Raw genomic sequence first — 26,649 nt, 5'->3', positions numbered from 1 at the left:
TTTGAAGACTGCGGCGCGGGCGTTTCCCCGCCGCAGTCTTCTTGCGCGGTCACAGCATGACCGCAGCAGTTCAGAGTGCCTGCGCTTGAGCCAGCATCGTGGTCGCGTCACTCACCTCGAACTTGCCCGGCGCCTCGATATTCAGCGTCTTCACCTGGCCATTCACCAGAAGCATCGAGTAGCGCTGCGAACGCAGGCCCATGCCACGCGACAGCAAATCGAGCGTCAGGCCGGTCGCCTTGGTGAAGTCGGCGCTGCCGTCTGCCAACATGCGAACCTTGTCGGCCGTCTTTTGCTCGCGGGCCCAGGCCCCCATCACAAAGGCATCATTGACGGACACGCACCAGATTTCGTCCACGCCAGCGGCCTTCAGGGCATCTGCCTGGGCAATGTAGCCCGGCACATGCTGAGCGGAGCAGGTCGGCGTGAAGGCACCGGGCAGCGCAAACACGGCAATCGTTTTGCCAGCCACAGCGCCGGCAATGTCGACCGCATTCGGCCCCAGGCTGCAGCCATTGCCTTCGACTTCGATGAACTCCTGCAGCGTACCCGTGGGCACTTGATCGCCAATTTTCAACATGGTGTTTACTTTCCTTTGAGAGCCGGTAGTCACAACAACCCACGAGCGGGTTGCGCAAGAATTTCTGGCCAAAAAAAACGGCCGGGCGCCAGTATTCCAGCGTTCCGACCGTTTTGTGCCAAGTACGGTACAAGACCGTACAAGGTTCAGGACTTCAGCAATGCAATGATCAGACGATCTCAGCCTTCTCGACCAAGCGGGTCACAACCCAGCTCTTGGTCTTGGACAGCGGACGGCCTTCGGCGATCTCGACCACATCACCCATCTTGTACTCGCCCTTTTCGTCATGGGCGTGGTACTTGCGGGAACGGGCCACGATCTTGCCGTAGAGCTCGTGCTTGGCACGGCGCTCAATCAGCACGGTCACGGTCTTGGCGCGCTTGTCGCTGACCACACGACCGATCAAGGTACGCGTGTTCTTTTCTTGAGCTTGCGTCATTTGGCGGCTCCCTTCTTCTTCTCGTTCAAGATGGTCTTGACGCGAGCGATATCACGGCGCGTGTTGCCCAGAACAGTGTGATTGCTCAACTGTTGAGTGGCTTTTTGCATGCGCAGGCCGAAATGGGCCTTGAGCAGGTCGGTCACTTCCTTTTCCAAGGCGGCGACATCCTTGCCACGCAGTTCAGATGCTTTCATGGTGTCTTTCCCTTCAGGTGCCGACTTGGCGCGTCACGAAGGTGCAGCTCAGGGGCAGCTTTGCAGCAGCCAGAGTGAACGCTTCGCGAGCCAGAGCTTCCGGCACACCGTTGATCTCGTAGAGCACCTTGCCAGGCTGAATCTCAGCGACGTAGTACTCCGGGTTGCCCTTACCGTTACCCATACGGACTTCGGCAGGCTTCTGGGAGATCGGCTTGTCGGGGAAGATGCGGATGAAGATACGACCACCGCGCTTGATATGGCGCGAGATTGCACGACGTGCAGCTTCGATCTGACGAGCCGTCAAACGGCCGCGCTCGGTTGCCTTCAGGCCGAAATCGCCAAAAGACACCGCAGCACCACGGGTAGCAACACCCGTGTTACGACCCTTTTGCTCCTTGCGATATTTGCGACGAGCTGGTTGCAGCATTGTTATTCTCCTTTGGCTTCGCCAGCCACGGGTGCGGCCTTGCGGACCACACGCTTAGCAGCGGGCTGAGCGGCGTCGCCGGCAGGCTTATCGCCACCGCCGTCACCACGCGGGCCACGGTCACCACCAGGGCGGCCACGGCCGCTCGGTGCACCAGGACGGGTGTTGCGACGTGGGCGACGATCCTCTTCGCCTGCTTCGCTCTTGATCACGGGCGCATCGCCATTGGCGAGACGGTCACCGCGATAGACCCAGACCTTGACACCGATGATGCCGTAGGTCGTGCTGGCTTCAGAGAAACCGTAGTCAATGTCAGCCTTCAGGGTGTGCAATGGCACACGGCCTTCACGGTACCACTCGCAACGAGCGATTTCGATACCGTTCAGACGGCCCGACGACATGATCTTGATGCCCTGGGCGCCCAGACGCATCGCGTTCTGCATCGCACGCTTCATGGCGCGACGGAACATGATGCGCTTTTCCAGCTGCTGGGTGATCGAGTCGGCGATCAGCTGAGCATCGATTTCGGGCTTGCGCACTTCTTCGATGTTCACGGCCACCGGCACGCCCAGACGCTTGGTCAGTTCGGCCTTCAGGTTTTCGATGTCTTCGCCCTTCTTGCCGATCACCACACCCGGACGAGCCGAGTAAATGGTGATGCGGGCGTTCTTGGCAGGACGCTCGATCAGAATGCGCGAAACCGCAGCATTCTTCAGCTTGGTCTTCAGGTATTCGCGAACTTGCAGATCTTCAGCCAGCATGGTGGCGAAGTTCTTGTTCGACGCGTACCAACGCGAAGCCCAGTTACGGGTGACTGGCAGGCGAAAGCCAGTCGGATGGATTTTCTGTCCCATAGTCTTCCTTCAGCCTTCAGTTGCCGACCGACACGAAGATGTGGCAAGTGGGCTTGCTGATGCGATTGCCACGGCCTTTGGCACGGGCAGAGAAGCGCTTCAGCGTTGCACCTTGTTCCACATAGATGGTGGTGACTTTCAGTTCATCGATATCAGCGCCGTCGTTATGCTCGGCGTTGGCGATGGCGCTTTCCAGCGCCTTCTTGATGATGACTGCAGCCTTCTTCTGGGTGAATTCCAGGATGTTCAGGGCGTGATCCACCTTCTTGCCGCGGATCAGGTCCGCCACCAGGCGGCCCTTGTCACACGAAAGGCGGACACCGCGAACGATTGCTTTGGTTTCCATCGTTGGCATCCTTACTTCTTCCCAGCCTTCTTGTCGGCCGGGTGGCCTTTGAAGGTGCGGGTCAGTGCGAATTCACCCAGCTTGTGGCCGACCATCTGGTCAGACACATAAACTGGCACGTGTTGCTTGCCGTTGTGCACGGCGATCGTCAGACCGATGAATTCGGGCAGGATCGTCGAGCGGCGCGACCAAGTCTTGATAGGCTTCTTGTCCTTGTTGGCCACTGCCTTCTCGACCTTAGCCAAGAGGTGATGGTCAATGAACGGGCCCTTCTTCAGTGAACGAGTCATGGCCTACCCTTTACTTCTTGCGACGCGAAACGATGAACGTCTGCGTGCGCTTGTTGTTACGAGTGCGGTAGCCCTTCGTGAGGGTGTTCCACGGCGACACAGGCGCCTGGCCCTCACCGGTACGACCTTCACCACCACCGTGCGGGTGATCCACCGGGTTCATCGCAGTACCGCGAACGGTCGGGCGAATACCCTTCCAACGGATCGCGCCGGCCTTGCCGTACTGGCGCAGCTGATGCTCTTCGTTGCTGACCTCGCCAATTGTGGCGCGGCAGTCGATGTGGATGCGACGGACTTCGCCCGAGCGCAGACGCAACTGAGCGTAAACGCCTTCGCGAGCCATCAGCACCACGGACACACCAGCGGAGCGGGCGATCTGAGCACCCTTGCCCGGCAGCATTTCCACGCAGTGGATCGTTGAACCCACGGGAATGTTGCGGATAGGCAGCGTGTTACCAGCCTTGATCGGAGCCTCAGCGCCGCTCAGGATGGTCGAACCGACTTCCAGACCACGCGGAGCGATGATGTAACGACGCTCGCCGTCGGCATAGCACACCAGAGCGATGTGAGCCGTACGGTTCGGGTCATATTCAATCGTCTCAACCTTGGCCGGGATTCCGTCCTTGTTGCGCTTGAAGTCGACCACACGGTAGTGGTGCTTGTGACCACCGCCCTTGTGGCGAATCGTGATGTGACCGTTGTTATTACGGCCGGAATTTTGGATTTGCGGCTCAAGCAAAGCTGCATGGGGCGCGCCCTTGTGCAAATGCTTGTGCACCACCTTCACGACGGCACGACGGCCGGGTGACGTTGGTTTGACTTTAACGACAGCCATTACGCAGCCTCCCCGGAGAAGTTGAGCTCTTGGCCCGGCTTCAGCGACACATACGCCTTCTTGACGTGATCGCGGCGACCGATGGAGCGGCCAAATTTCTTGACCTTGCCCTTGACCTGAACCACGTTCACTGCAGAAACCTCGACCTTGAACATCAGTTCAACAGCGGCCTTGATTTCAGGCTTGGTGGCGTCACGCAAGACCTTGAACAACACTTGGTTGTGCGTCTCGCCAACAGCCGTTGCCTTTTCGGAAACGATCGGAGCCAGCAGCACCGAGGCCAGACGGCCTTCAGAATATTTTTGAACGCTCATGCCAGCATCTCCTGGAGTTGCTCCATTGCGGCCTTGGTCACCAGGATCTTCTTGTAGAAGACCAGCGACAGCGGATCAGCGTAACGCGGCTCGCAAACCAGCACGTTGGCCAGATTGCGCGATGCCAGCGCCAGGTTGTCATCCACTTGGTCGGCGATCAACATCACCGACTCCAGACCCATGGCCTTGAACTTGGCAGCCAGCAGCTTGGTCTTGGGGGCTTCGATCGAGATCGAATCCACCACGGCCAGGCGGCCTTCGCGAGCCAGCTGCGAGAGGATGGCGGCCATACCGGCGCGATACATCTTCTTGTTCAGCTTGTGCGTGAAGTTTTCGTCAGGCATGTTCGGGAAAATCCGACCACCGCCACGCCACAGAGGCGAAGACGTCATACCAGCACGTGCGCGGCCAGTACCCTTCTGACGGAAAGGCTTCTTGGTCGAGTGCTTGACTTGTTCGCGGTCCTTCTGGGCGCGAGTGCCTTGGCGGGCGTTGGCCTGGAAGGCCACGACCACCTGGTGCACCAGGGCTTCGTTGTAATCGCGAGCAAACAGCGTATCAGGAGCATCCACCTTGGAGGTGGCCTGACCTTGCTCATTCAGGAGCTCGAGCTGCATCAGTTGGCTCCCTTCTTGACCTTGACCTTGACGGCAGGGCGCACGACCACATGGCCGTTCTTGGCACCCGGCACAGCACCGCGGACCAGCAGCAGTTGACGAGCTTCGTCAACGCGCACGATGTCCAGGTTCTGCACGCTTACAGTCACGTCACCCAGGTGGCCCGACATCTTCTTGCCAGGGAACACACGACCGGGATCCTGGGCCATCGAGATGGAGCCAGGAACATTGTGCGAACGGCTGTTACCGTGGGACGCACGCTGCGAATGGAAGTTGTGACGCTTGATGGTGCCTTCGAAGCCCTTACCGATGGAAGTGCCTTGCACATCCACCAGCTGACCCGCTGCGAACAGCGAGACCGGCACTTGCGCACCCAGCTTGTATTCGGCAGCGACTTCTGCGGCAACGCGGAATTCGCTCATCACACGACCGGCTTCAACACCTGCCTTGGCAAGGTGGCCGGCTTCCGGCTTGGTCACGCGCGATGCTTTGCGCGAACCGAACACCACTTGAATAGCGGTGTAGCCGTCGTTTTCTACGGTCTTGATCTGGGACACGCGGTTGTCGGACACATCAAGCACCGTCACAGGCACGGCATCGCCGTCGTCCGTGAAGATGCGCATCATGCCCACCTTGCGGCCCAGCAATCCGAGACGATTGCTTAGACTCATGGTTTTCTCCAGCCCCACAGGATTGACCCTGGAAGCCATTTACAAACACCCGACAACGATTGGCCGGGGCGACCTCGAACCGCTAATTCACCACAAAATACTGGCAAAAACCAGAAAACTGCAACTTTCAGCGGTGCGAAAAATCCCGCCCTGGCAATAACCAGCGCGGGAAAGCTTGCGAGTATAACGCGGCGAAGGGCAAGGACGCAAGCGCTTCTTCGCGCTGCAACAAAAAAGGGCAGCCTTTGCAGGCCACCCTTTTCTTCCTCCACCCTCAGGCGTTGGACTCTGGCGGGTGCTGGCAAAAACTCGTACGCCAGCAAGCGCCGGGTTGCAATTACTGCAACTTGATTTCGACGTCCACGCCAGCTGGCAGGTCCAGCTTCATCAACGCGTCAACGGTCTTGTCCGTCGGGTCGACAATGTCCATCAAACGCTGGTGCGTGCGGATTTCGAACTGGTCGCGCGACGACTTGTTGACGTGAGGCGAACGCAGGATGTCGAAACGCTGCATGCGGGTCGGCAGGGGCACGGGGCCCTTGACGATCGCGCCAGTGCGTTTGGCGGTTTCCACGATTTCTGCGGCGGACTGGTCGATCAACTTGTAGTCAAACGCCTTCAGACGGATCCGGATCTTTTGCTTTTGCATGATTATTCCTTCAAAGAACGAGCGGTTTGGCATGCCGCCAAGACCCGCGAAGTAGGTGAAGCCCGAGCCCCGCATCAAGCGGCGCCCGGACGGTCACGCAAAAGACTTAGGCCAGGATGGTGGCAACCACACCCGAACCCACGGTACGGCCACCTTCGCGGATAGCGAAGCGCAGACCGGTTTCCATAGCGATCGGAGCGATCAGCTTCACGGTGATGCCGACGTTGTCGCCGGGCATGACCATTTCCTTGTCCTTGGGCAACTCAACGGCACCGGTCACGTCCGTGGTACGAAAGTAGAACTGGGGACGGTAGTTGTTGAAGAACGGGGTGTGACGGCCGCCTTCTTCCTTGCTCAGAACATAGATCTCAGCAGTGAAGTGGGTGTGCGGCTTGATCGAACCGGGCTTGGCCAGCACTTGGCCGCGCTCGACGTCTTCACGCTTGGTGCCGCGCAGCAAGATGCCGACGTTGTCGCCTGCTTGACCTTGGTCCAGCAGCTTACGGAACATTTCCACGCCAGTGACGGTGGTCTTTTGCACGTCGCGAATGCCGACGATTTCGATTTCTTCGCCGACCTTGATGATGCCGCGCTCAACGCGACCGGTCACCACGGTGCCGCGACCGGAGATCGAGAACACGTCTTCCACGGGCAGCAAGAAGGCGCCGTCCACGGCACGGTCAGGCTGGGGGATGTAGGTGTCCAGCGCATCGGCCAAACGCATGATGGCTTGCTCGCCCAGGTCGCCCTTGTCGCCTTCCAGCGCCAACTTGGCCGAGCCCTTGATGATGGGGGTGTCGTCGCCGGGGAAGTCGTACTTGGACAGCAGCTCGCGCACTTCCATTTCGACCAGTTCCAGCAACTCAGCGTCGTCCACCATGTCGCACTTGTTCAAGAAGACGATGATGTACTTCACGCCCACTTGGCGAGCCAGCAGGATGTGCTCGCGGGTCTGGGGCATTGGGCCGTCAGCAGCCGAGCACACCAGGATCGCGCCGTCCATCTGAGCGGCGCCGGTGATCATGTTCTTCACATAGTCAGCGTGGCCGGGGCAGTCAACGTGAGCGTAGTGGCGGTTGGCCGTTTCGTACTCAACGTGAGCGGTATTGATCGTGATGCCGCGCGCCTTTTCTTCAGGGGCTGCGTCGATCTGGTCGTAGGCCTTGGCCTCGCCGCCGAACTTGGCCGACAACACGGTGGCGATTGCAGCCGTCAGCGTGGTCTTGCCGTGGTCAACGTGACCAATCGTGCCGACGTTGACGTGCGGCTTGGTGCGTTCAAATTTACTCTTTGCCATTGCTATTGCTCCAAAAAGAACATTGCGCCAGTCTGTTGGTTTAGCGTTTCCGTCAGGCTTTTGAATTCCGGCGACTGGCAACCGGGAAAGACATGACGAAGACGATTCTTGAAATACGGCAAAACGGGATGAAGGTGCGAACCCTCAACGCGAGGGTTCGACGCCTTCAAACGTCACTTGGCAGCGCGTGCGGTGATGATGGCCTCAGCCACGTTCTTCGGAGCTTCGCTGTAGTGCTTGAACTCCATCGTGTACGTAGCGCGGCCTTGCGTTGCGGAGCGCAGGGTCGTCGAGTAGCCGAACATTTCCGACAACGGAACTTCAGCTTTGATGACCTTGCCGCCGCCGACCATGTCGTCCATGCCTTGCACCATACCGCGGCGGCTGGACAGATCGCCCATCACGTTGCCGGCGTAGTCTTCAGGCGTTTCGACTTCCACAGCCATCATCGGCTCCAGGATCACCGGCGAAGCCTTGCGGCAGCCGTCCTTGAAGCCCATCGAAGCGGCCATCTTGAAGGCGTTTTCGTTCGAGTCCACTTCGTGGTAGGAACCGAAAGTCAGCGTGACCTTCACGTCCACCACCGGGAAGCCAGCCAGCACGCCGTTAGGCAGGCTGTCGATCACGCCCTTTTCAACAGCGGGGATGAATTCGCGAGGAACCACACCGCCCTTGATGGCGTCAACAAACTCGAAGCCCTTGCCCGGCTCTTGCGGCTCAACCGTCAACACCACGTGGCCGTATTGACCCTTACCACCGGACTGGCGAACGAACTTGCCTTCGACGTCAGTAGCGGTCTTGCGGATGGTTTCGCGGTAAGCCACTTGCGGCTTGCCGACGTTGGCTTCCACACCGAACTCACGCTTCATGCGGTCGACAATAATTTCCAGGTGCAACTCGCCCATGCCGGAAATGATGGTCTGGCCCGATTCTTCGTCGGTACGCAGGCGGAAAGAAGGATCTTCCTTGGCCAGACGGCCCAGGGCGATACCCATCTTTTCCTGGTCAGCCTTGGTCTTGGGTTCCACAGCTTGCGAGATCACAGGCTCAGGGAAGACCATCTTTTCCAGCGTGATGATGGAATCGGGATCGCACAGCGTTTCGCCGGTCGTCACGTCCTTCAAGCCCACGCAGGCGGCGATGTCGCCAGCCAGAATTTCCGAGATTTCTTCGCGCTGGTTGGCGTGCATCTGCAAGATACGGCCGATACGCTCTTTCTTGCCACGAATCGGGTTGAACACCGAGTCGCCCGACTTCAGCACGCCGGAATAAACGCGCACGAAAGTCAGCTGGCCAACGTAGGGATCGGTCATCAGCTTGAAAGCCAGGGCCGAGAACTTGGCCGCGTCAGAAGCGTCACGCGTCGTCGGCTGGTCATCTTCGTCGGTGCCAGGCACGGGAGGAACGTCGATCGGCGAAGGCATGAAATCCAACACGCCATCCAGCATGCGCTGCACGCCCTTGTTCTTGAACGCGGTACCGCAGAACATCGGCTGAATTTCGGCAGCCAAAGTACGCGTGCGGATGCCCTGCATGATTTCAGCTTCGCTGAGCTCACCGGTTTCCAGGTACTTGTTCATCATGTCTTCGTTGGCTTCGGCGGCAGCCTCAACCAAGTTGTCACGCCACTTTTGAGCGTCGGCCTGCAGTTCAGCCGGGATCTCGCGGTAGTCGAACTTCATACCCTGGGAAGCTTCATCCCAGTAGATGGCCTTCATGACGATCAGGTCGATCACGCCCTTGAAGTTTTCTTCGGCGCCGATCGGCAGCACGACCGGAACCGGGTTCGCCTTCAGGCGAGCCTTCATCTGGTCCACGACCTTGTAGAAGTTAGCGCCAGTGCGGTCCATCTTGTTGACAAAGGCCAGACGCGGCACTTTGTACTTGTTGGCTTGACGCCAGACGGTTTCCGACTGCGGCTGCACGCCACCCACAGCACAGTAAACCATGCAAGCGCCGTCCAGAACGCGCATGGAACGCTCCACCTCAATGGTGAAGTCCACGTGTCCGGGGGTGTCGATGATGTTGATGCGGTGCTCGGGGCGGCTCGCGTCCATGCCCTTCCAGAAGCAAGTCGTTGCTGCGGAAGTGATGGTGATGCCGCGCTCTTGCTCCTGCTCCATCCAGTCCATGGTGGCAGCGCCATCATGCACTTCACCGATCTTGTGGTTCACACCGGTGTAGAAGAGGATCCGCTCGGTCGTCGTGGTCTTGCCAGCGTCGATGTGCGCCGAGATACCGATATTGCGGTAGCGCTCGATGGGGGTCTTGCGTGCCATGATGTCACTCCAAAAAGGCAGGAGCCGCCAACGGGTCAGTAGTAACCCGAGGCGGCTGAATCGAACTAGTTTAGAAGCGGAAGTGCGAGAACGCCTTGTTGGCTTCTGCCATGCGGTGAACTTCGTCACGCTTCTTCATGGCGCCGCCGCGGCCTTCAGCAGCCTCGAGCAACTCATTGGCCAGACGCTGAGACATGGATTTTTCACCACGCTTGCGGGCCGATTCTTTCAACCAACGCATGGCCAAAGCCATACGGCGGACAGGGCGAACTTCCACGGGAACTTGGTAGTTCGCACCGCCAACGCGGCGTGACTTCACTTCGACCATTGGCTTGACGTTGTTCAAGGCAACCAAGAACACTTCCAGGGGGTCCTTGCCGGCCTTCTTCTCGACTTGTTCCAGGGCGCCATAAATGATGCGCTCTGCAACCGCCTTCTTGCCCGACTCCATGATGACGTTCATGAACTTGGACAGATCGACGTTGCCGAATTTAGGATCGGGCAGGATCTCGCGCTTGGGTACTTCGCGACGACGTGGCATGGGATTCTTCCTTCTGCTTCAGTTGGTGCGGGGCTCAACACCCTTTACCGCTGGACAACCACCGAAAGCGCTTTGCTTTGTATGGGGCCATCCACTTACTCGGCTGCTGCCTGACCCTCGGGTCGGCACAAACCGCAAAATATCGGGCACAGCGTAACGCTGAACCGTGACAACTCTTACTTGTTCTTCGGGCGCTTCGCACCGTACTTGGAACGCGACTGCTTGCGGTCTTTCACGCCTTGCAAGTCCAGCGAGCCACGAACGATGTGGTAACGCACACCTGGCAAGTCCTTCACCCGGCCGCCGCGAACCAGCACAACGCTGTGTTCCTGCAGATTGTGGCCTTCGCCGCCGATGTAGGAAATGACCTCGAAACCGTTCGTCAGACGAACCTTGGCAACCTTACGGAGCGCCGAGTTAGGCTTCTTAGGAGTGGTGGTGTACACGCGGGTGCACACGCCACGACGCTGGGGGCAACCCTGCATCGCTGGCGATTTGGATTTCGTGACCTCGGTCTCACGACCGTGGCGCACGAGCTGATTGATGGTTGGCATAAGTAACTTGTTCCCGTTTGAAGTCACACGCTTCGGCGGCGAGACTCAGGATGAGCTGACCTTGAAATTTCACCGCAACACAAATGAGCCCGACAACCTGTGTCGGTGCGCCTTTGGCGCTGCGGCAGCTGAACCCACTCAGGCATGAACCCGAATCGTGGAGCCCCATGGAATCCCGCAAGGAAACCCCATAGAAAACTACAGCCGCGCAAATACCGCGCAGCCAAGGTCCGCCGAAGAGCCTGCGATTGTAGATCAGATTGCCCGCCACATACAAGCCCACTTCTTGGCGGCGGGGTCAATGGGGGTATTCTTGGCACACAGCCCGCGCTTTTTTCCAACGGCGGCTGTTTTGCGGTGCTCAATGCGCCCTTACCAGACCCCAGCTTTTGACCGGCAAATCCATGTGTGACTCTCTCCCAGCTCGCGCGACAGCGCCTGCCGCTACAACCGCAGACATTCCCACCCTCGTGATCGACACCCAGGTCGTCATGGATTGGCTGGTCTTCAACGACGCCCGGGTGCAGACGCTGGTGCAGGCGCTCACTGAAAAAAAGGTCCGCTGGCTGGGGCAAGCGGCCATGTTGGATGAAATTTTGCACGTGCTGGGACGCGGCGTAGCCGCCAGCTATGGGCCCGACCCCCTTCTTGTCACGCAGGGATTTGCTCAATATTGCGAAATGACCACCGTCGCCCCCCCGCGCGCCGAACGCTTGATCTGCCGTGATCGCGACGATCAAATGTTCATTGACCTGGCCGTCGCTGTCCGCGCACGTTGGCTGGTCTCACGGGACCGTGCAGTACTGGCATTGGCCAAACGGGCGCGTGCATTTGGCGTTGACATCCTCACCCCCGAGCGATGGACAGCAGAGTTTGGGACCACATTGATCGCGCCCGCAACATGCGATCGAGTAGGGTGAGGGATTGCTCCCTCAGCCCTCTCACACCACCGTACGTGCGGTTCCGCATACGGCGGTTCAAGCGGAACGCTGGAGATGCTGGTGGGTAGCCACCAGCGAGACAAGCCCCAGCCTTGTGAAGTATTTGGGCGGCAACGCAGCCACCATGTGCTTGGCCCCGGCATTCCACCAGGGGCCGTACCCATTGACACTGGAGCGCCATGCACGCTGGGCATCGAGCCCGCAGCTGCGCATTTTGCTTTCCCGCGTCTTTGGTGTCTTCCACTGCCGCCACACCATGCACCGCAAGCGCCGCCTCACCCACGCATCCAGCTCTTCAATCGGCTTTCGACTCTGCGTGAGGCTGAAGTAGTTCATCCAGCCGCGCAATATCGGGTTGAGCCTTTCGATGGTGTCGGACAGTGCCCGACCCCGGCCTTGTGCGCATGTCCGCCTGACGGTGAGCCGCAGGCGTTCAATGCTGGGTTTGGCGATGCGGATCTTCTTGTCGCGCAGTGTGGTGCTGTACCCCAGGAACTTGCGCTCCCAGGGCCTGGCCACCGCGCTTTTGGCTGCGTTCACTGTCAGCTTCAAACGCTCTGCAAGGAACGTCGTCACGCTGTCCATGATGCGCTGGCCCGCCCGTTGACTGCCCACATAGATGTTGCAGTCGTCCGCATACCGGCAAAACGACAGGTTTCGTTTCTCCAGATGCCGGTCCAGATCGGTCAGCAGGATGTTGGACAGCAAAGGCGAGAGGGGGCCGCCTTGTGGCGTCCCCTCCTGCCTGGCTGTCTCCACCCCATCGACCATCATTCCCGCCTGAAGGTAGCGCCTGATCAGGCGCAGCACTTGCGTGTCGCTGACCTGTCTGGCGACCCTGGCCATCAACACGTCATGGTTGACCCGATCAAAGAATTTCTCCAGATCCATGTCCACCACCCAGTGTTTGCCGGCCCGGATGAATTCTGCCGCCTTCTCTACCGCTTGCTGAGCGCTGCGCCCCGGACGGAAGCCGTAGCTGCCGTCCGAGAACGTTGGCTCAAAGATCGGTTGCAGTGCCTGGTGCAAGGCTTGCTGGATCAGCCGATCCACCACCGTCGGCACGCCCAGTGTGCGCACCCCGCCTTGCGGCTTGGGTATGTCCACCCTGCGTACCGCCTGAGGCCGGTACCGGCCCTCCAGCAGCGCCTTCTTCGTGTGCGCCCAATTCACCAGCAACCAGGCTTTGAGGTCTTCGCAGCGCATCCCGTCAACGCCGGGAGCTCCGCGATTACGCATCACTCGGCTGAAGGCCAGCTGCATGTTTGCACGCGATACCACTTGGGCCATCACTGGGGTTCTGGGCCCGTCTCTCTCCGATTTCGGTTGTGCGCTGTCCGCCGTGTCCGCCTCAGCTCCCGCGTGCGCCATCCCCGGATTCCGTCCGGTTCTCTCGCCGCTGGCCCCTCCTGCGAGGGCTTCTGCTTCATCGATAGACATCGAGAACTTCGTTCCTACTCTCGTTTCCTCTCGTTCGGGCCTTGGGTGCCGGTTCTTCGTGGCTCAGCGCCTTGACCTGCACCTACTACGCCCTCTGCTGACTTCTGGCCAGGCATCCCGCCACCTCTTGGTGCCGGTAGCCCTCTCGGGCACCACAGCCAGATCTCCCCGGGTATGACACACCCACCTTCACGCTTATGCCTGTCGGATCTACGCCATGCCGTTCCGTGCAAGTTTTGGGCTTTGAAGATTACGGCCTTCTCACCCCAGCACGACGCCTCGTATCCGCTTCCTGTTCGTCAGGCCAGCGCTTTGCCCTCCGGCTTCCTTCAGACTCGCAGTCACCCGCGAAACCCTTGCCTTTGGCTAACTCTTCCCCTTGCCGGGCGAGTAGAGGACTTTCACCTCCGAGTGGGTGCGCCCTGCCGGGCGCACCATAAAAAAGGGCCCCCCGAAGGTGGCCCTTTTGAGCGCCCCGACGGATCGGGGCGGACTGAAGTGAATTGCGGATTATTCGGCCGCGTCTTCTGGGTGCGCCGAAGCGTCCACGCTGGCCATCTGTGCAGAAGCCAATTCCTCGGCCTCTTGCTGAGCAATGGCGCGGCGCTCGGCATCGTCCATCTTCTCCTTGGCATAGCGGGCACGGTGGAAGGCCATGCCAGTACCGGCGGGGATCAAGCGACCCACGATGACGTTTTCCTTCAAGCCGCGGAGCTCGTCGCGCTTGCCCATGATGGCAGCCTCGGTCAGCACGCGGGTGGTTTCCTGGAAGGAAGCCGCTGAAATGAAGGAGTCGGTCGACAGCGAAGCCTTGGTAATACCCATCAGCACGTCCGAGTGGGTGGCAATCAGCTTGCCTTCCTTGCGCAGACGGTCGTTGGTGTCCAACAACTCCGAGCGCTCGACCTGCTCGTTGATGATGTAGCTCGAGTCGCCCGGGTTGGTGATCTGCACGCGACGCAGCATCTGGCGAACGATCACCTCGATGTGCTTGTCGTTGATCTTCACACCTTGCAAGCGATACACGTCTTGCACTTCGTCCACGATGTAGCGGGCCAGCTCTTCGATACCCAGCAGACGCAGGATGTCTTGCGGGTCGGCAGCACCGTCCACAATCAATTCGCCGCGGTTGACCACTTGGCCTTCGTGCACCAGGATGTTCTTTTCCTTGGGCACTAGCTCTTCGTGCTTCTTGCCATCGGGATCGGTGATTTCCAGGCGAATCTTGCCCTTGGTCTCCTTGCCGAACGACACCGTACCGGTTTGCTCGGCCAGCACGCCCACATCCTTGGGTGAACGGGCTTCGAACAACTCGGCCACACGCGGCAGACCGCCGGTAATGTCTCGGGTCTTCTGACCTTCCATCGGGATACGTGCCAGCACTTCGCCCGGAGCCAGTTCTTGACCGTCACGCACCTGGATCAGTGCGCCGACCTGGAAGCCGATCGTCACCGAGTGGTCGGTACCGGGGATCTTGACCTCATTGCCATTGGCATCCAGCAGCTTGACCTGCGGACGGATGACCTTGGCAGCACCGCGGCGCTTGGGGTCGATCACAACCAGGGTCGACAAGCCGGTGACTTCGTCCACCTGCTTGGCCACGGTCACGCCCTCTTCCACATTCTCGAACTTCGCGGTACCCGCAAATTCAGTAATGATGGGGCGAGTCAGCGGATCCCAATTGGCCAAGATCGTGCCAGCCTTGATGGCCTGGTCCGGCTTGATGCTCAGGATGGCGCCGTAAGGCACCTTATGGCGCTCGCGCTCACGGCCGTGCTGGTCAGCAATGATGATTTCGCCCGAACGGCTGATCACCACCAACTCGCCCTTGCCATTCGTCACATAACGCATGGTGGCGTTGAAGCCGATCAAGCCTTCCGACTTGGCATCGACGCTCGAAGCGACAGCCGCACGCGAAGCCGCACCACCGATGTGGAACGTACGCATGGTCAACTGGGTACCCGGCTCACCGATGGACTGAGCGGCAATCACGCCGACCGCTTCACCTGCGTTGACCAAGCCACCACGACCCAGATCGCGACCATAGCAATGGGCGCACAGGCCGAAGCGTGTGGCGCAAGTCAGCGGGGTACGGACCTTGACCTCGTCCACGCCAGCAGCTTCCAGCATGTCCAGGACGTCTTCGTCCAGCATGGTCTTGGGCGGCAACAGAATGGCCTGCGTCTCGGGGTGCAGCACCTCGATGGCAGTGACACGGCCCAGCACGCGGTCGCGCAGGGATTCGATCACTTCACCGCCTTCAACCAGGGCACGCATGGCCAGGCCGTTGTCGGTGCCGCAATCGTCCTCGATCACCACCAAGTCTTGCGTCACGTCGACCAGACGGCGTGTCAGGTAACCCGAGTTCGCCGTCTTCAAAGCCGTATCCGCCAGGCCCTTACGAGCACCGTGGGTGGAAATGAAGTACTGCAGAACGTTCAGACCTTCGCGGAAGTTCGCCGTAATAGGCGTCTCGATGATGGAGCCGTCAGGCTTGGCCATCAAACCCCGCATACCGGACAGCTGACGAATCTGGGCCGCGGAGCCGCGGGCGCCGGAGTCGGCCATCATGTAGATGGAGTTGAAGGACTCCTGATCCACTTCCTTGCCGTGACGGTCGGTGGTCTTTTGCTTGGACAGCTGGGTCATCATGACCTTGCCGACTTCGTCGCCGGTCTTGCCCCAGATGTCCACCACCTTGTTGTAGCGCTCGCCAGCGGTCACCAGACCGGAGATGTACTGCTGCTCGATTTCCTTGACTTCTTGCTCGGCACGAGCGATCAGCACGGGCTTCTCGGGCGGCACCAACATGTCGTCGATGGCGATCGAGATACCGGCGCGGGTCGCCAGACGGAAACCGCTTTGCAGCAGCTTGTCGGCCAGCACCACGGTTTCCTTCAGACCGCACTTGCGGAAGGAGGTATTGATCAGGCGCGAGATTTCTTTCTTCTTCAACGCCTTGTCAATGTTCGCGAAGGGCAGGCCCTTGGGCAGGATTTCGCTCAGCAGGGCGCGACCGACGGTCGTGCTGGTCAGCTTGAGCTCAGGGATCCATTCGCCGGCTTCGGCACCCTTGGTGTAATGCACCATGCGGACGTTGACGCGGGCGGTAATTTCCACCACGCCGTTTTCCAGCGCACGGATCAACTCGGGAATGTCCGAGAACACCATGCCCTCGCCCTTGCCGTTGATGCGCTCGCGGGTGGCGTAGTACAGGCCCAGCACCACGTCTTGCGAGGGCACGATCGAGGGTTCGCCGGAGGCCGGGAACAGCACATTGTTGGAGGCCAGCATCAGCGTGCGGGCTTCCATCTGCGCTTCGATCGACAGCGGGATGTGGACGGCCATCTGGTCACCGTCGAAGTCGGCGTTGAACGCCGAGCAAACGAGCGGGTGCAGTTGGATGGCCTTGCCTTCAATCAGCACGGGCTCGAAAGCCTGGATGCCCAGACGGTGCAGCGTAGGCGCACGGTTCAAGAGAACCGGGTGCTCCTTGATGACCTCTTCCAGAATGTCCCAGACCACGGGGGTGCCGGATTCGACTTCCTTCTTGGCGGCCTTGATCGTCGTCGCGATGCCCATGGCTTCGAGGCGCGAGAAGATGAAAGGCTTGAACAACTCCAGCGCCATCAGCTTGGGCAAACCGCACTGGTGCAGCTTGAGCGTCGGGCCCACGGTAATCACGGAACGGCCGGAATAGTCGACGCGCTTACCCAGCAAGTTCTGACGGAAACGACCGCTCTTGCCCTTGATCATGTCGGCCAGGGACTTGAGGGCGCGCTTGTTGGCACCCGTCATGGCCTTGCCACGGCGGCCGTTGTCCAGCAGCGAATCGACGGCTTCCTGCAACATGCGCTTTTCGTTGCGCACGATGATTTCAGGGGCCTTCAACTCCAGCAGACGAGCCAGGCGGTTGTTGCGGTTGATGACGCGACGATACAGATCGTTCAGGTCGGAGGTGGCGAAGCGGCCACCGTCCAACGGCACCAGCGGACGCAGGTCCGGCGGCAACACGGGCAGCACTTCCAGCACCATCCAGTTCGGCTTGATGCCCGAACGCTTGAAGGCCTCCATCACCTTGAGGCGCTTGGAATTCTTCTTGACCTTCAACTCGGAGCCGGTCATGTCGTTGCGCAGGCGATCGATCTCGACGTCGAGATCCATCTCTTCCAGCAACTTCTTGATGCCCTCGGCGCCCATCAGCGCGATGAATTCGTCACCGAATTCCAGGCGCTTGGCGTCGTAGTCGTCCTCGGTCATGATGCCGAATTTCTTCAGCGGGGTCATGCCCGGATCAACGATCACATACGCTTCAAAGTACAGCACGCGCTCGATATCACGCAGCGTCATGTCCAGCACCAGGCCCAAGCGCGAAGGCAGGGACTTCAGGAACCAGATGTGGGCGCACGGTGCAGCCAGATCGATGTGACCCATGCGGTCACGGCGAACCTTGGTCTGGGTGACTTCAACGCCGCACTTCTCGCAGATCACGCCGCGATGCTTCAGGCGCTTGTACTTGCCGCACAAGCACTCATAGTCCTTGATGGGGCCAAAGATCTTGGCGCAGAACAGGCCGTCACGCTCGGGCTTGAAGGTGCGGTAGTTGATGGTTTCAGGCTTCTTCACCTCACCGAAAGACCACGAGCGAATCTTCTCGGGCGAGGCCAGCCCGATCTTGATCGCGTCGAAGTGTTCATCCGGGGTGAACTGCTTGAACAGGTCCAGTAAGCCTTTCATGGCTTCTCCTAATTTGGTGGTTGGGTGCGAAGAACGTCTAGTCAGTTGGGGACAGAGCTACTCGCGGGTACGCGAGGGCGGTCTGTCCCGCAAAGCCATTAGTTCCTCTCCAACTCGATATCAATACCCAGCGACCGGATTTCCTTGACCAACACGTTGAACGATTCCGGCATGCCGGCTTCGATCGTGTGCTCGCCCTTGACGATGGACTCATACACCTTGGTACGGCCATTCACGTCGTCGGACTTGACAGTCAGCATTTCCTGCAGGATGTAGGAGGCGCCATAAGCTTCCAGCGCCCACACTTCCATCTCACCGAAACGCTGGCCACCGAACTGGGCCTTACCACCCAGCGGCTGCTGGGTGACCAAGCTGTACGGGCCGGTCGAGCGGGCGTGCATCTTGTCGTCCACCAAGTGGTGCAACTTCAGCACGTGCATGTAGCCGATCGTGGTCGGGCGCTCAAAGCGCTCGCCGGTACGGCCATCCGACAGATAAGCCTGGGTGCGCGTGGCGGTCAGGCCCTTCTTGGCGGCGATGTCGTCCGGGTAAGCCAGCTTCAGCATGGCGCGGATTTCTTCTTCCTTGGCACCATCGAACACCGGGGTCGCGAAAGGCACGCCGTTGCGCAGGTTGTGCGCCATCTCGACGATTTCGTCGTCGGTCAGGTCTTCCAGATGCTCGGTCTTGCCGCCGGACTGGTTGTACAGCTCGTCGAAGAACTTGCGCAGTTCGGCCACGCGGGCCTGTTCCTGCAGCATGTCGCCGATGCGCTGGCCAATGCCCTTGCCGGCCCAGCCCAGGTGAACTTCCAGCACCTGACCCACGTTCATCCGCGAAGGCACGCCCAGCGGGTTCAGCACGATGTCAGCAGGGGTGCCATCAGCCATGTAAGGCATGTCTTCGATCGGAGCGATCTTGGACACCACACCCTTGTTACCGTGACGGCCGGCCATCTTGTCGCCAGGCTGCAAGCGACGCTTGACAGCCAGGTAGACCTTGACCATCTTCAGCACACCTGCAGGCAGCTCGTCGCCTTGCGTCAGCTTCTTGCGCTTTTCTTCAAAAGCCAGGTCGAAGCTGTGGCGGGTTTGCTCCAGCGAGTTCTTGATCGATTCCAGCTGGTTGGCGACTTCGTCTTCAGCGGGACGGATGTCGAACCAATGGAACTTCTCGACGCCAGCCAGATAGGCCTTGTCGATGACCGTGCCCTTGGCAATCTTCTGCGGGCCGCCGTTGGCCACGCGGCCATTCAGCAGCTTTTCGATACGGTCGAAGGCGTCAGCCTCAACAATACGCAGCTGGTCGTTCAGGTCCAGGCGGAAGCGCTTCAGCTCATCGTCAATGATCTGCTGAGCGCGCTTGTCACGCTGGATGCCTTCACGGGTGAAGACCTGCACGTCAATGACGGTGCCCGAGGTGCCTTGGTCGACACGCAGGGACGTGTCCTTCACGTCAGAAGCCTTCTCGCCGAAGATGGCGCGCAGCAGCTTCTCTTCAGGCGTCAGCGTGGTCTCGCCCTTGGGCGTAACCTTGCCGACCAGCACGTCGCCGGGGTTGACTTCAGCGCCGACATAGACAATGCCAGACTCGTCCAGGCGGCCCAGTTGCTGCTCGGACAGGTTGGGGATGTCGCGGGTGATTTCTTCGCTGCCCAGCTTGGTGTCACGCGCATTGACCACCAACTCCTCGATGTGGATCGAGGTGTAGCGGTCGTCGGCGATCACACGCTCCGAGATCAGGATCGAGTCCTCGAAGTTGTAGCCGTTCCAGGGCATGAAGGCGACCAGCATGTTCTGGCCCAGGGCCAGTTCGCCGATGTCCGTCGATGCACCGTCAGCAATGATGTCCTCAGAAGCCACCTTGTCGCCACGGCGCACGATGGGGCGCTGATGGATGTTGGTGTTCTGGTTGCTACGCTGATACTTGATCAGGTTGTAGATGTCGACACCGACTTCGCCAGCCACGGTTTCTTCGTCGTTGACGCGAATCACGATGCGATTCGTGTCCACGTAGTCGACGATACCGCCGCGACGAGCCGCCACGACCGTGCCCGAGTCCTTGGCCGCCACGCGCTCCACGCCAGTACCGACCATGGCCTTTTCAGGACGCAGGATAGGCACAGCCTGACGCTGCATGTTGGCGCCCATCAACGCGCGGTTCGCGTCGTCGTGCTCCAGGAAGGGCACGAGCGAGGCCGCAACCGACACGATCTGCGTCGGCGCCACGTCCATGTACTGGATGCGCTCGGGCGAGGTCAGCACCGACTCACCGTTTTCACGGGCCGACACCAACTCGTCGATCAGCGCGCCGTCTTTGCTCAGCGTGGCATTCGCCTGGGCGATGACGTACTTGCCTTCTTCGATGGCCGACAGATAGTCGATCTGGCTCGTCACCTTGCCATCGACGACGCGACGGTAAGGCGTTTCCAGGAAGCCGTACTCGTTCAGCTGTGCGTACAAAGCCAAGGAGTTGATCAGGCCGATGTTCGGGCCTTCAGGCGTTTCGATAGGGCAGACACGACCGTAGTGAGTCGGGTGCACGTCGCGGACTTCAAAGCCTGCGCGCTCACGCGTCAAACCACCCGGGCCCAGGGCGGAAACACGACGCTTGTGCGTGATTTCCGACAGGGGGTTGGTCTGGTCCATGAACTGCGACAGCTGCGAGGCGCCGAAGAACTCCTTCAAAGCCGCAGAGATGGGCTTGGAGTTGATCAGGTCATGCGGCATCAGGGCTTCGGTCTCGGCCTGGCCCAGACGTTCCTTGACGGCCTTCTCGATACGCGCCAGACCCGAGCGGTACTGGTTCTCGGCCAGCTCGCCCACGCAGCGCACGCGGCGATTGCCCAAGTGGTCGATGTCATCGACTTCGCCACGGCCATTGCGCAACTCGACCAGGATCTTGACGACGTCGAGGATGTCCTCGTTCGACAAGGTCATGGCGCCTTCGGGCGTGTCGCGGCCCGCACGGGCGTTGAACTTCATGCGGCCCACGCGCGACAGATCGTAGGTGTCGGCGCTGTAGAACAGGCGGTTGAACAAGGCCTCGACGGCATCTTCCGTCGGCGGCTCGCCGGGGCGCATCATGCGGTAGATGGCCACACGCGCAGCCAGCTGGTCGGCCGTTTCGTCGGCGCCCAGGGTCTGGCTGATGTAAGCGCCTTCATCCAGCTCGTTGGTGAACAAGCACTGGATGTCTTTGATGCCGGCCTGGCGCAGCTTTTTCAGCAGTGCGTCGGTCAGCTCTTCATTGGCCTTGGCGATGATCTCGCCGGTGTCGCCGTCCACCATATTCTTGGCCAGGACACGGCCCAGCAAGAAGTCTTCGGGCACGGTGACGTGCTGGGTGCCGGACTGCTCCATCTGGCGCACATGGCGGGCCGTGATGCGCTTGTCTTTCTCGACGATGACGGTGCCGCTCTTGTCGGTCAGGTCAAAGCGAGCAACTTCACCCTTCAGGCGGTCGGCCACAAACTCCATCTGCGCACCTGCGTCCATCAGACGGAAGTTGTCGAAGACGAAGAAGTGCGCCAGGATCTGCTCGGGGTTCAGGCCGATGGCCTTGAGCAAGATCGTGACCGGCATCTTGCGGCGGCGGTCCACGCGGAAGAACAAGATGTCTTTCGCGTCAAACTCGAAGTCCAACCACGAACCGCGGTAAGGAATGATGCGGGCCGAGAACAGCAGCTTGCCCGACGAGTGGGTCTTGCCCTTGTCGTGTTCAAAGAACACGCCAGGCGAGCGGTGCAACTGGGAGACGATGACACGCTCGGTGCCATTGACGATGAAGGAGCCGTAGTCGGTCATCAAGGGCACTTCGCCCATGTAGACCTCCTGCTCCTTGATCTCCTTGACGGTCTTCGCCTGCGGCGATTCACGGTCATAGATGATCATCTGCAGGCGCGCGCGCACGGCGGCTGCATAGGTCAAGCCCCGTTGCTGGCACTCGCGAGTGTCAAACGGGGGCTTGGCGATGTTGTATTCGAGGAATTTCATTTCCACGAACCCGTTGTGCGAAACGATCGGGAACGCGGACAGGAATGCCGCCTGCAGGCCTTCGGCCTTGCGTTTGGCAGGGGGGACATCCTTTTGCAGGAAGGCGACATAAGCCTCCTTCTGCATGGTCAGCAAATAGGGAACGTTGAGAACGCTCTCGCGCTTGCCGAAGCTCTTGCGAATTCGCTTGCGCTCGGTATAGCTATAGGGGGTTGTTTGCGCCATAAACACTCCGTGTCGAGAGCCCACCCCTGGCCGTGGGACGGGCTTCGTCGGCGACTGGCTTCTCGAACACACTCCAGGACGGAGGGTTCGACGCTTGGTGATTGGCCACTACCAATCGCTGGCGGACAACCCTGGCATTGCACCTGGGTCCGACCAAACCGGCTCTCTGCAGTCGGATCAGAGAACACTTGAAAGAACCGCGCATGATACACCGCGCGAGGCTTTCAACTATCCTCAGAACAATTTGACCTTAAAACGCTAAAAGGGGAGGTCCAAAAGACCACCCCTTTCAAGTCATTCACAAGCGGTGTGATTCTGAACTTCTCTGCCACCGCCTCGTCAGGCATGTGGCACAGAAAGAATCGACCGTTCGTGTGACTCCGTCTGCCCGTGCAGACCGCCGAAGCAAGCCCGCACGTGGCAACGTCATTACTTGACGTCGACCTTGGCGCCGGCTTCTTCCAGCTTCTTCTTGGCGGCTTCGGCATCAGCCTTGGACACGCCTTCCTTGACAGCCTTGGGAGCGCCGTCAACCAGATCCTTGGCTTCTTTCAAGCCCAGGCCGGTGATTTCGCGCACGGCCTTGATGACGGACACTTTTTGTGCGCCGCAGTCAGTCAAGATCACGTTGAACTCGGTTTGCTCTTCAGCTGCGGCAGCGCCGCCGCCAGCAGCGCCACCAGCTGCGGGAGCAGCCATAGCAGCGGCGGACACGCCAAACTTCTCTTCGATGGCCTTGACCAGGTCGTTGAGTTCGAGCACGGACATAGCGTCCAGAGCGGTGATGAATGCGTCTTTATCGAATGCCATTTTGAGGCTCCTAGATAGATTGGTTTGTTACTGATCGATCAAGCTGCAGGAGCAGCTTCTTCGGCAACCACGGCCTCAGCCGGGGTGCCACGCTGCTCGGCGACAGCGGCCAGGACACGCGCGAAGCGCGAGACCGGCGACTGCATGAGACCCAACAACTGAGCCAGCAGAACTTCCTTGCTGGGCACAGATGCCAAGGCCTTGATGCCGTTAGCGTCCAGGGCCTTGCCGCCATAGGCGCCGCCCTTGATGATCAGTTTGTCGTTACCTTTGGCAAAGTCAGCAATGACTTTGGCCGCGGCAACAGCGTCTTCAGAAAAGCCATAGATCAGCGGGCCGACCATGCTCTCTGCGGCGACCTCGAACGGCGTGCCAGCAACGGCGCGACGTGCCAGGGTGTTCTTCAGCACGTGAAGATAAACACCCTTGGAACGTGCGTCGACGCGCAGCTTGTTCAAGGCTTCCACAGTGAGGCCACGGTATTCGGCCAACGCCAGGGTCTGCGACTTCGCCGCTTGGGCTGCCACATCCGTAACGACGGCTGCTTTCTCGTTGCGATTGAGACTCAAGGTCTACTCCTCACAAAAACGTGTTCTTTGCCCTGTGCATTTTTGCTTCAGGCTCCAAACACACCCGGGTTCAGCGACCTTCTGTCCAGGAAAACCATTCCCAGCCTTTCGCAAAGCCGGGAACAAATCAAACCTTTACAGCGGGACCGCCATCTGCGTTGGTTTCCAAATCAACTTGCGCCGACTCTTCGATTAAGCGAAGCCCCTGAAAAGAGACCCCACACCAACGGTCTTGGATGACGCGAACAAGACCGAAATCTTGCCCGCCCCACCAATTCAACAGCGTGACGCCAGACCAGCGTCACGCCTCGTTTTCAAACTCAGGCCGAAGCTTGAGCGTTGATGCTGGCCACTTCCACACGGGCGCCGACGCCCATGGTGGAGGAGATAGCCACCTTGCGCAGGTACACGCCCTTGCTCGTTGCCGGCTTGGACTTGTTCAGCGCTTCGATCAGCGCGCGCAGGTTGCCTTCCAGCTTGTCGGTGTCGAACGAGCGACGGCCGAGGGTGCCGTGAATGATGCCGCCCTTGTCAACGCGGAACTGGACTTGACCAGCCTTGGCGTTTTTGACAGCGGTTGCGACGTCAGGCGTCACGGTGCCGACCTTGGGGTTAGGCATCAGGCCGCGGGGACCCAGCACTTGACCCAGGGTACCGACGATACGCATCGTGTCAGGCGAGGCGATGACCACATCGAAAGGCATGTCGCCAGCCTTGATGCGCTCTGCCAGGTCTTCCATGCCCACCACGTCAGCGCCGGCAGCCTTGGCTTCTTCAGCCTTGGCGCCTTGTGCGAACACAGCGACGCGCTTGTTCTTGCCAATGCCGTTGGGCATCACGACCGCGCCGCGAACGACTTGGTCAGACTTCTTGGCATCCACGCCCAGTTGCACGGCGACGTCGATGGACTCGTCGAACTTGGCAGTTGCCAGGCTCTTGACCAGTTCCAGCGCTTCAGTCAGCGAGTACAGCTTGGTGGTTTCGACCTTGCCTTGCAGGGCCTTTTGGCGTTTAGTCAGCTTTGCCATTTCAGACACCCTCCACCAGCACGCCCATCGAGCGAGCGGAACCAGCAATCGTACGAACAGCAGCGTCCAGATCAGCAGCGGTCAAATCCTTGACCTTGATCTTGGCGATTTCTTCCAACTGGGCACGGGTCAGCTTGCCGACCTTGTCCAGATGGGCGCGTGGCGAACCCTTGTCGATCTTGGCCAGCTTCTTGATCAAAGCCGTGGCCGGAGCCGACTTGATGACGAAGGTGAAGCTCTTGTCTGCGTAGGCGGTGATGACCACCGGCAACTTCATACCCGGCTCATGGCCTTGGGTCTGAGCGTTGAACGCCTTGCAGAATTCCATGATGTTCAGACCGCGCTGACCCAGCGCCGGACCGACTGGCGGCGAGGGGTTAGCCTTGCCTGCCGCAACTTGCAGCTTGATAAAGCCGACAATTTTCTTGGCCATATTTTCTCCTTGCAGAGTCGCGGCGGCCCCGCCACAACCCCTGAGTGCTAGCGCAAGGGGCTGGCAGCTTGCGCCGCGTACCCTTGCTCCTCTTGTTCACGTCTCGTCGTGAACTGACTACGGACAGGAGACCCGCATCTTGCGACACGGGCGAGCCCTGTCAGACTCTTATTTCATGCAAAAAGTTTGAAGCGCCTAGCGCATCAAACCTTCTCGACCTGCGAAAAGTCCAGCTCAACCGGCGTGGCACGGCCGAAAATGGTGACCGACACGCGAACCTTTGACTTGTCGTAGTTGACGTCTTCGATGGCGCCATTGAAGTCCGTGAACGGGCCTTCCTTGACGCGAACGATTTCGCCCACCATCCACTCGACCTTGGGCCGGGGCTTCTCGACACCCTCTTGCATCTGGCTGACGATTTTCATCACTTCAGCTTCAGAGATAGGAGCCGGGCGGTTCTTGGCGCCGCCGACGAAACCCGTCACCTTAGAGGTGTGCTTCACCAAGTGCCAGGTGTCGTCATCCATGACCATCTCAACCAGCACATAGCCAGGGAAGAAGCGGCGCTCGGTCACGGCCTTCTTGCCGTTCTTCAGTTCAACCACTTCTTCAGTCGGCACCAAAATGCGGCCAAACTTTTCCTGCATCTCGGCGCGATCGATCCGCTCGCGCAGATTGCGTTCAACAGCCTTCTCCATGCCCGAATAGGCATGCACCACATACCAACGCTTGGGCAGCCCCACGGGCGCAGCGGGGGTATCGAGTGCAGCAGTCACGCCAATTTGCTCTTCAGTCATTGCAATCCTTCAATGCGAAACAAGCCCCTTGCGGGCCTCAGCGCTTCCAGCCCAGGATCAGGTCGTACAGCACCCATTCCAGCGTCTTGTCAGTCAGCCACAGAAACAGCGCCATCACAACAACAAAGGCAAAAACATAACCCGTCATCTGCCGAGCTTCTTTAGGCGTAGGCCAGACCACCTTGCGCACTTCTCGCAAGGAATCGCGGCCGTAGGCGATCAAAGACTTGCCCGACTCGGACGTAAAGAATGCAGCCACAGCGCCCGCCAGCAACACCAGCAAAGCAGCCCACTGAGCCACAGGACCCTGTGCTGCCAGCGCATAAAACGCCACCAGTGCGCCGACCAACAACAGCACAGCACCACCCAGCTTGGCCTTGTCGGCGCTGGTCGTTACTGTTTCGACATGAGGATTCGACATTGATTGATTCATTTCCATGCGCGACAGAGCCGCAGCATTCACAGAAAACTTCGAATTCGGGGAAGACCCATCAGCAGCAAAGCCCGCCGGGATTAACTCCCGCGGGCCGATGCTTTCACCAACAAACCAACTACCGTGATCAGCGGCGGCTGGCAGGGGCGGAGGGTCTCGAACCCCCGACCTTCGGTTTTGGAGACCGACGCTCTGCCAATTGAGCTACGCCCCTGTGGCGTTAAATATTAGGCCAGGATGGTGGCAACCACACCCGAACCCACGGTACGGCCACCTTCGCGGATAGCGAAGCGCAGACCGGTTTCCATAGCGATCGGAGCGATCAGCTTCACGGTGATGCCGACGTTG

At 59.7% G+C, this 26,649-nt stretch carries 27 protein-coding genes and 1 tRNA gene; 1 reads left to right on the top strand and 27 read right to left on the bottom strand.

Going from position 1 to position 26,649, the window contains the following annotated elements:
- Positions 1-70: 70 nt before the first annotated feature.
- The 16 genes from PRZ01_RS16440 to rpsL all read right to left on the bottom strand — a co-directional run bounded on the left by PRZ01_RS16440 (position 71) and on the right by rpsL (position 10,893).
- The gene (locus PRZ01_RS16440) at positions 71-580 is read right to left on the bottom strand and encodes a peroxiredoxin (protein ID WP_273597888.1); all 510 of its coding nucleotides are present in this window, start codon (positions 578-580) and stop codon (positions 71-73) included.
- A gap of 169 nt (positions 581-749) precedes the next feature.
- On the bottom strand, positions 750-1,019 hold the full coding sequence (gene rpsQ, locus PRZ01_RS16435) for a 30S ribosomal protein S17 (protein ID WP_273597887.1): 270 nt from the start codon (positions 1,017-1,019) through the stop codon (positions 750-752).
- Positions 1,016-1,216, bottom strand: a complete 201-nt coding sequence (rpmC, locus tag PRZ01_RS16430; protein ID WP_058721911.1) for a 50S ribosomal protein L29 — start codon at positions 1,214-1,216, stop codon at positions 1,016-1,018. The genes rpsQ and rpmC overlap by 4 nt, the downstream gene beginning before the upstream one ends.
- A gap of 13 nt (positions 1,217-1,229) precedes the next feature.
- Positions 1,230-1,646, bottom strand: a complete 417-nt coding sequence (gene rplP, locus PRZ01_RS16425; RefSeq protein ID WP_058721910.1) for a 50S ribosomal protein L16 — start codon at positions 1,644-1,646, stop codon at positions 1,230-1,232.
- A gap of 2 nt (positions 1,647-1,648) precedes the next feature.
- Complete coding sequence (rpsC, locus tag PRZ01_RS16420; protein WP_273597886.1) at positions 1,649-2,500, bottom strand: 30S ribosomal protein S3; 852 nt, start codon at positions 2,498-2,500, stop codon at positions 1,649-1,651.
- A gap of 16 nt (positions 2,501-2,516) precedes the next feature.
- Complete coding sequence (gene rplV / locus PRZ01_RS16415; protein ID WP_058721908.1) at positions 2,517-2,846, bottom strand: 50S ribosomal protein L22; 330 nt, start codon at positions 2,844-2,846, stop codon at positions 2,517-2,519.
- An 11-nt stretch (positions 2,847-2,857) separates the two neighbouring features.
- Complete coding sequence (rpsS, locus tag PRZ01_RS16410; protein WP_058721907.1) at positions 2,858-3,136, bottom strand: 30S ribosomal protein S19; 279 nt, start codon at positions 3,134-3,136, stop codon at positions 2,858-2,860.
- Between the two features lie 10 nt (positions 3,137-3,146).
- Positions 3,147-3,971, bottom strand: coding sequence for a 50S ribosomal protein L2 (gene rplB / locus PRZ01_RS16405; RefSeq protein ID WP_273597885.1), 825 nt, complete (start codon positions 3,969-3,971; stop codon positions 3,147-3,149).
- Positions 3,971-4,285 carry a 50S ribosomal protein L23 gene (rplW, locus tag PRZ01_RS16400; protein ID WP_273597884.1) on the bottom strand — a complete coding sequence of 105 codons (315 nt, stop codon included), beginning with the start codon at positions 4,283-4,285 and terminating at the stop codon, positions 3,971-3,973. The genes rplB and rplW overlap by 1 nt, the downstream gene beginning before the upstream one ends.
- On the bottom strand, positions 4,282-4,902 hold the full coding sequence (gene rplD / locus PRZ01_RS16395; protein ID WP_273597883.1) for a 50S ribosomal protein L4: 621 nt from the start codon (positions 4,900-4,902) through the stop codon (positions 4,282-4,284). Before rplD ends, rplW begins: the two co-directional genes overlap by 4 nt.
- Positions 4,902-5,573: a 50S ribosomal protein L3 gene (gene rplC / locus PRZ01_RS16390; protein WP_058721903.1), complete on the bottom strand. Its 672-nt coding sequence runs from the start codon at positions 5,571-5,573 to the stop codon at positions 4,902-4,904. The genes rplD and rplC overlap by 1 nt, the downstream gene beginning before the upstream one ends.
- A 337-nt stretch (positions 5,574-5,910) precedes the next feature.
- Positions 5,911-6,222 carry a 30S ribosomal protein S10 gene (gene rpsJ / locus PRZ01_RS16385; protein ID WP_273597882.1) on the bottom strand — a complete coding sequence of 104 codons (312 nt, stop codon included), beginning with the start codon at positions 6,220-6,222 and terminating at the stop codon, positions 5,911-5,913.
- A 106-nt stretch (positions 6,223-6,328) separates the two neighbouring features.
- The gene (gene tuf / locus PRZ01_RS16380; RefSeq protein ID WP_273597881.1) at positions 6,329-7,519 is read right to left on the bottom strand and encodes an elongation factor Tu; all 1,191 of its coding nucleotides are present in this window, start codon (positions 7,517-7,519) and stop codon (positions 6,329-6,331) included.
- Between the two features lie 173 nt (positions 7,520-7,692).
- Positions 7,693-9,798, bottom strand: a complete 2,106-nt coding sequence (fusA, locus tag PRZ01_RS16375; protein ID WP_273597880.1) for an elongation factor G — start codon at positions 9,796-9,798, stop codon at positions 7,693-7,695.
- A 70-nt stretch (positions 9,799-9,868) separates the two neighbouring features.
- Positions 9,869-10,339 (bottom strand): 30S ribosomal protein S7, encoded by a 471-nt coding sequence (gene rpsG, locus PRZ01_RS16370; RefSeq protein WP_273597879.1) that lies wholly within the window; start codon positions 10,337-10,339, stop codon positions 9,869-9,871.
- A gap of 176 nt (positions 10,340-10,515) precedes the next feature.
- Positions 10,516-10,893, bottom strand: coding sequence for a 30S ribosomal protein S12 (gene rpsL, locus PRZ01_RS16365; protein WP_058721899.1), 378 nt, complete (start codon positions 10,891-10,893; stop codon positions 10,516-10,518).
- Positions 10,894-11,297: 404 nt separating this feature from the next.
- Here rpsL and PRZ01_RS16360 point away from each other — a divergent pair, with 404 nt between their 5' ends.
- On the top strand, positions 11,298-11,813 hold the full coding sequence (locus PRZ01_RS16360) for a putative toxin-antitoxin system toxin component, PIN family (protein WP_273597878.1): 516 nt from the start codon (positions 11,298-11,300) through the stop codon (positions 11,811-11,813).
- Positions 11,814-11,870: 57 nt separating this feature from the next.
- Here the strand turns inward: PRZ01_RS16360 and ltrA are convergent, their stop codons facing one another.
- From ltrA to PRZ01_RS16305, 11 genes are all read right to left on the bottom strand, one after another.
- The gene (ltrA, locus tag PRZ01_RS16355; RefSeq protein WP_273597877.1) at positions 11,871-13,124 is read right to left on the bottom strand and encodes a group II intron reverse transcriptase/maturase; all 1,254 of its coding nucleotides are present in this window, start codon (positions 13,122-13,124) and stop codon (positions 11,871-11,873) included.
- 660 nt (positions 13,125-13,784) lie between these two features.
- Positions 13,785-18,011 (bottom strand): DNA-directed RNA polymerase subunit beta', encoded by a 4,227-nt coding sequence (rpoC, locus tag PRZ01_RS16350; RefSeq protein WP_273597876.1) that lies wholly within the window; start codon positions 18,009-18,011, stop codon positions 13,785-13,787.
- Positions 18,012-18,109: 98 nt separating this feature from the next.
- Positions 18,110-22,231, bottom strand: a complete 4,122-nt coding sequence (gene rpoB / locus PRZ01_RS16345; protein WP_273597875.1) for a DNA-directed RNA polymerase subunit beta — start codon at positions 22,229-22,231, stop codon at positions 18,110-18,112.
- Between the two features lie 429 nt (positions 22,232-22,660).
- On the bottom strand, positions 22,661-23,041 hold the full coding sequence (gene rplL, locus PRZ01_RS16340; protein ID WP_273597874.1) for a 50S ribosomal protein L7/L12: 381 nt from the start codon (positions 23,039-23,041) through the stop codon (positions 22,661-22,663).
- A 38-nt stretch (positions 23,042-23,079) separates the two neighbouring features.
- Positions 23,080-23,610: a 50S ribosomal protein L10 gene (gene rplJ / locus PRZ01_RS16335; RefSeq protein WP_273597873.1), complete on the bottom strand. Its 531-nt coding sequence runs from the start codon at positions 23,608-23,610 to the stop codon at positions 23,080-23,082.
- 320 nt (positions 23,611-23,930) lie between these two features.
- Positions 23,931-24,638, bottom strand: a complete 708-nt coding sequence (rplA, locus tag PRZ01_RS16330; protein WP_273597872.1) for a 50S ribosomal protein L1 — start codon at positions 24,636-24,638, stop codon at positions 23,931-23,933.
- Between the two features lies 1 nt (position 24,639).
- A complete protein-coding gene (gene rplK / locus PRZ01_RS16325; RefSeq protein ID WP_058721891.1) occupies positions 24,640-25,071 on the bottom strand; it encodes a 50S ribosomal protein L11 in 432 nt (143 codons plus the stop codon).
- A gap of 203 nt (positions 25,072-25,274) precedes the next feature.
- Positions 25,275-25,868: a transcription termination/antitermination protein NusG gene (gene nusG, locus PRZ01_RS16320; RefSeq protein ID WP_273597871.1), complete on the bottom strand. Its 594-nt coding sequence runs from the start codon at positions 25,866-25,868 to the stop codon at positions 25,275-25,277.
- Between the two features lie 37 nt (positions 25,869-25,905).
- The gene (gene secE / locus PRZ01_RS16315; protein ID WP_273597870.1) at positions 25,906-26,289 is read right to left on the bottom strand and encodes a preprotein translocase subunit SecE; all 384 of its coding nucleotides are present in this window, start codon (positions 26,287-26,289) and stop codon (positions 25,906-25,908) included.
- 150 nt (positions 26,290-26,439) lie between these two features.
- Positions 26,440-26,515, bottom strand: a tRNA-Trp gene (locus PRZ01_RS16310).
- A 13-nt stretch (positions 26,516-26,528) separates the two neighbouring features.
- Positions 26,529-26,649: EF-Tu C-terminal domain-related protein (locus PRZ01_RS16305; protein WP_458296228.1), on the bottom strand; the 121-nt coding region annotated here is incomplete at its 5' end.

It is taken from the genome of Roseateles koreensis (genome assembly GCF_028595305.1).
Taxonomy (GTDB): domain Bacteria; phylum Pseudomonadota; class Gammaproteobacteria; order Burkholderiales; family Burkholderiaceae_C; genus Paucibacter_A; species Paucibacter_A koreensis.
The sequence above is the reverse complement of the archived record's forward strand: the minus strand, read 5'-3'. Positions and strand labels throughout refer to the sequence as shown.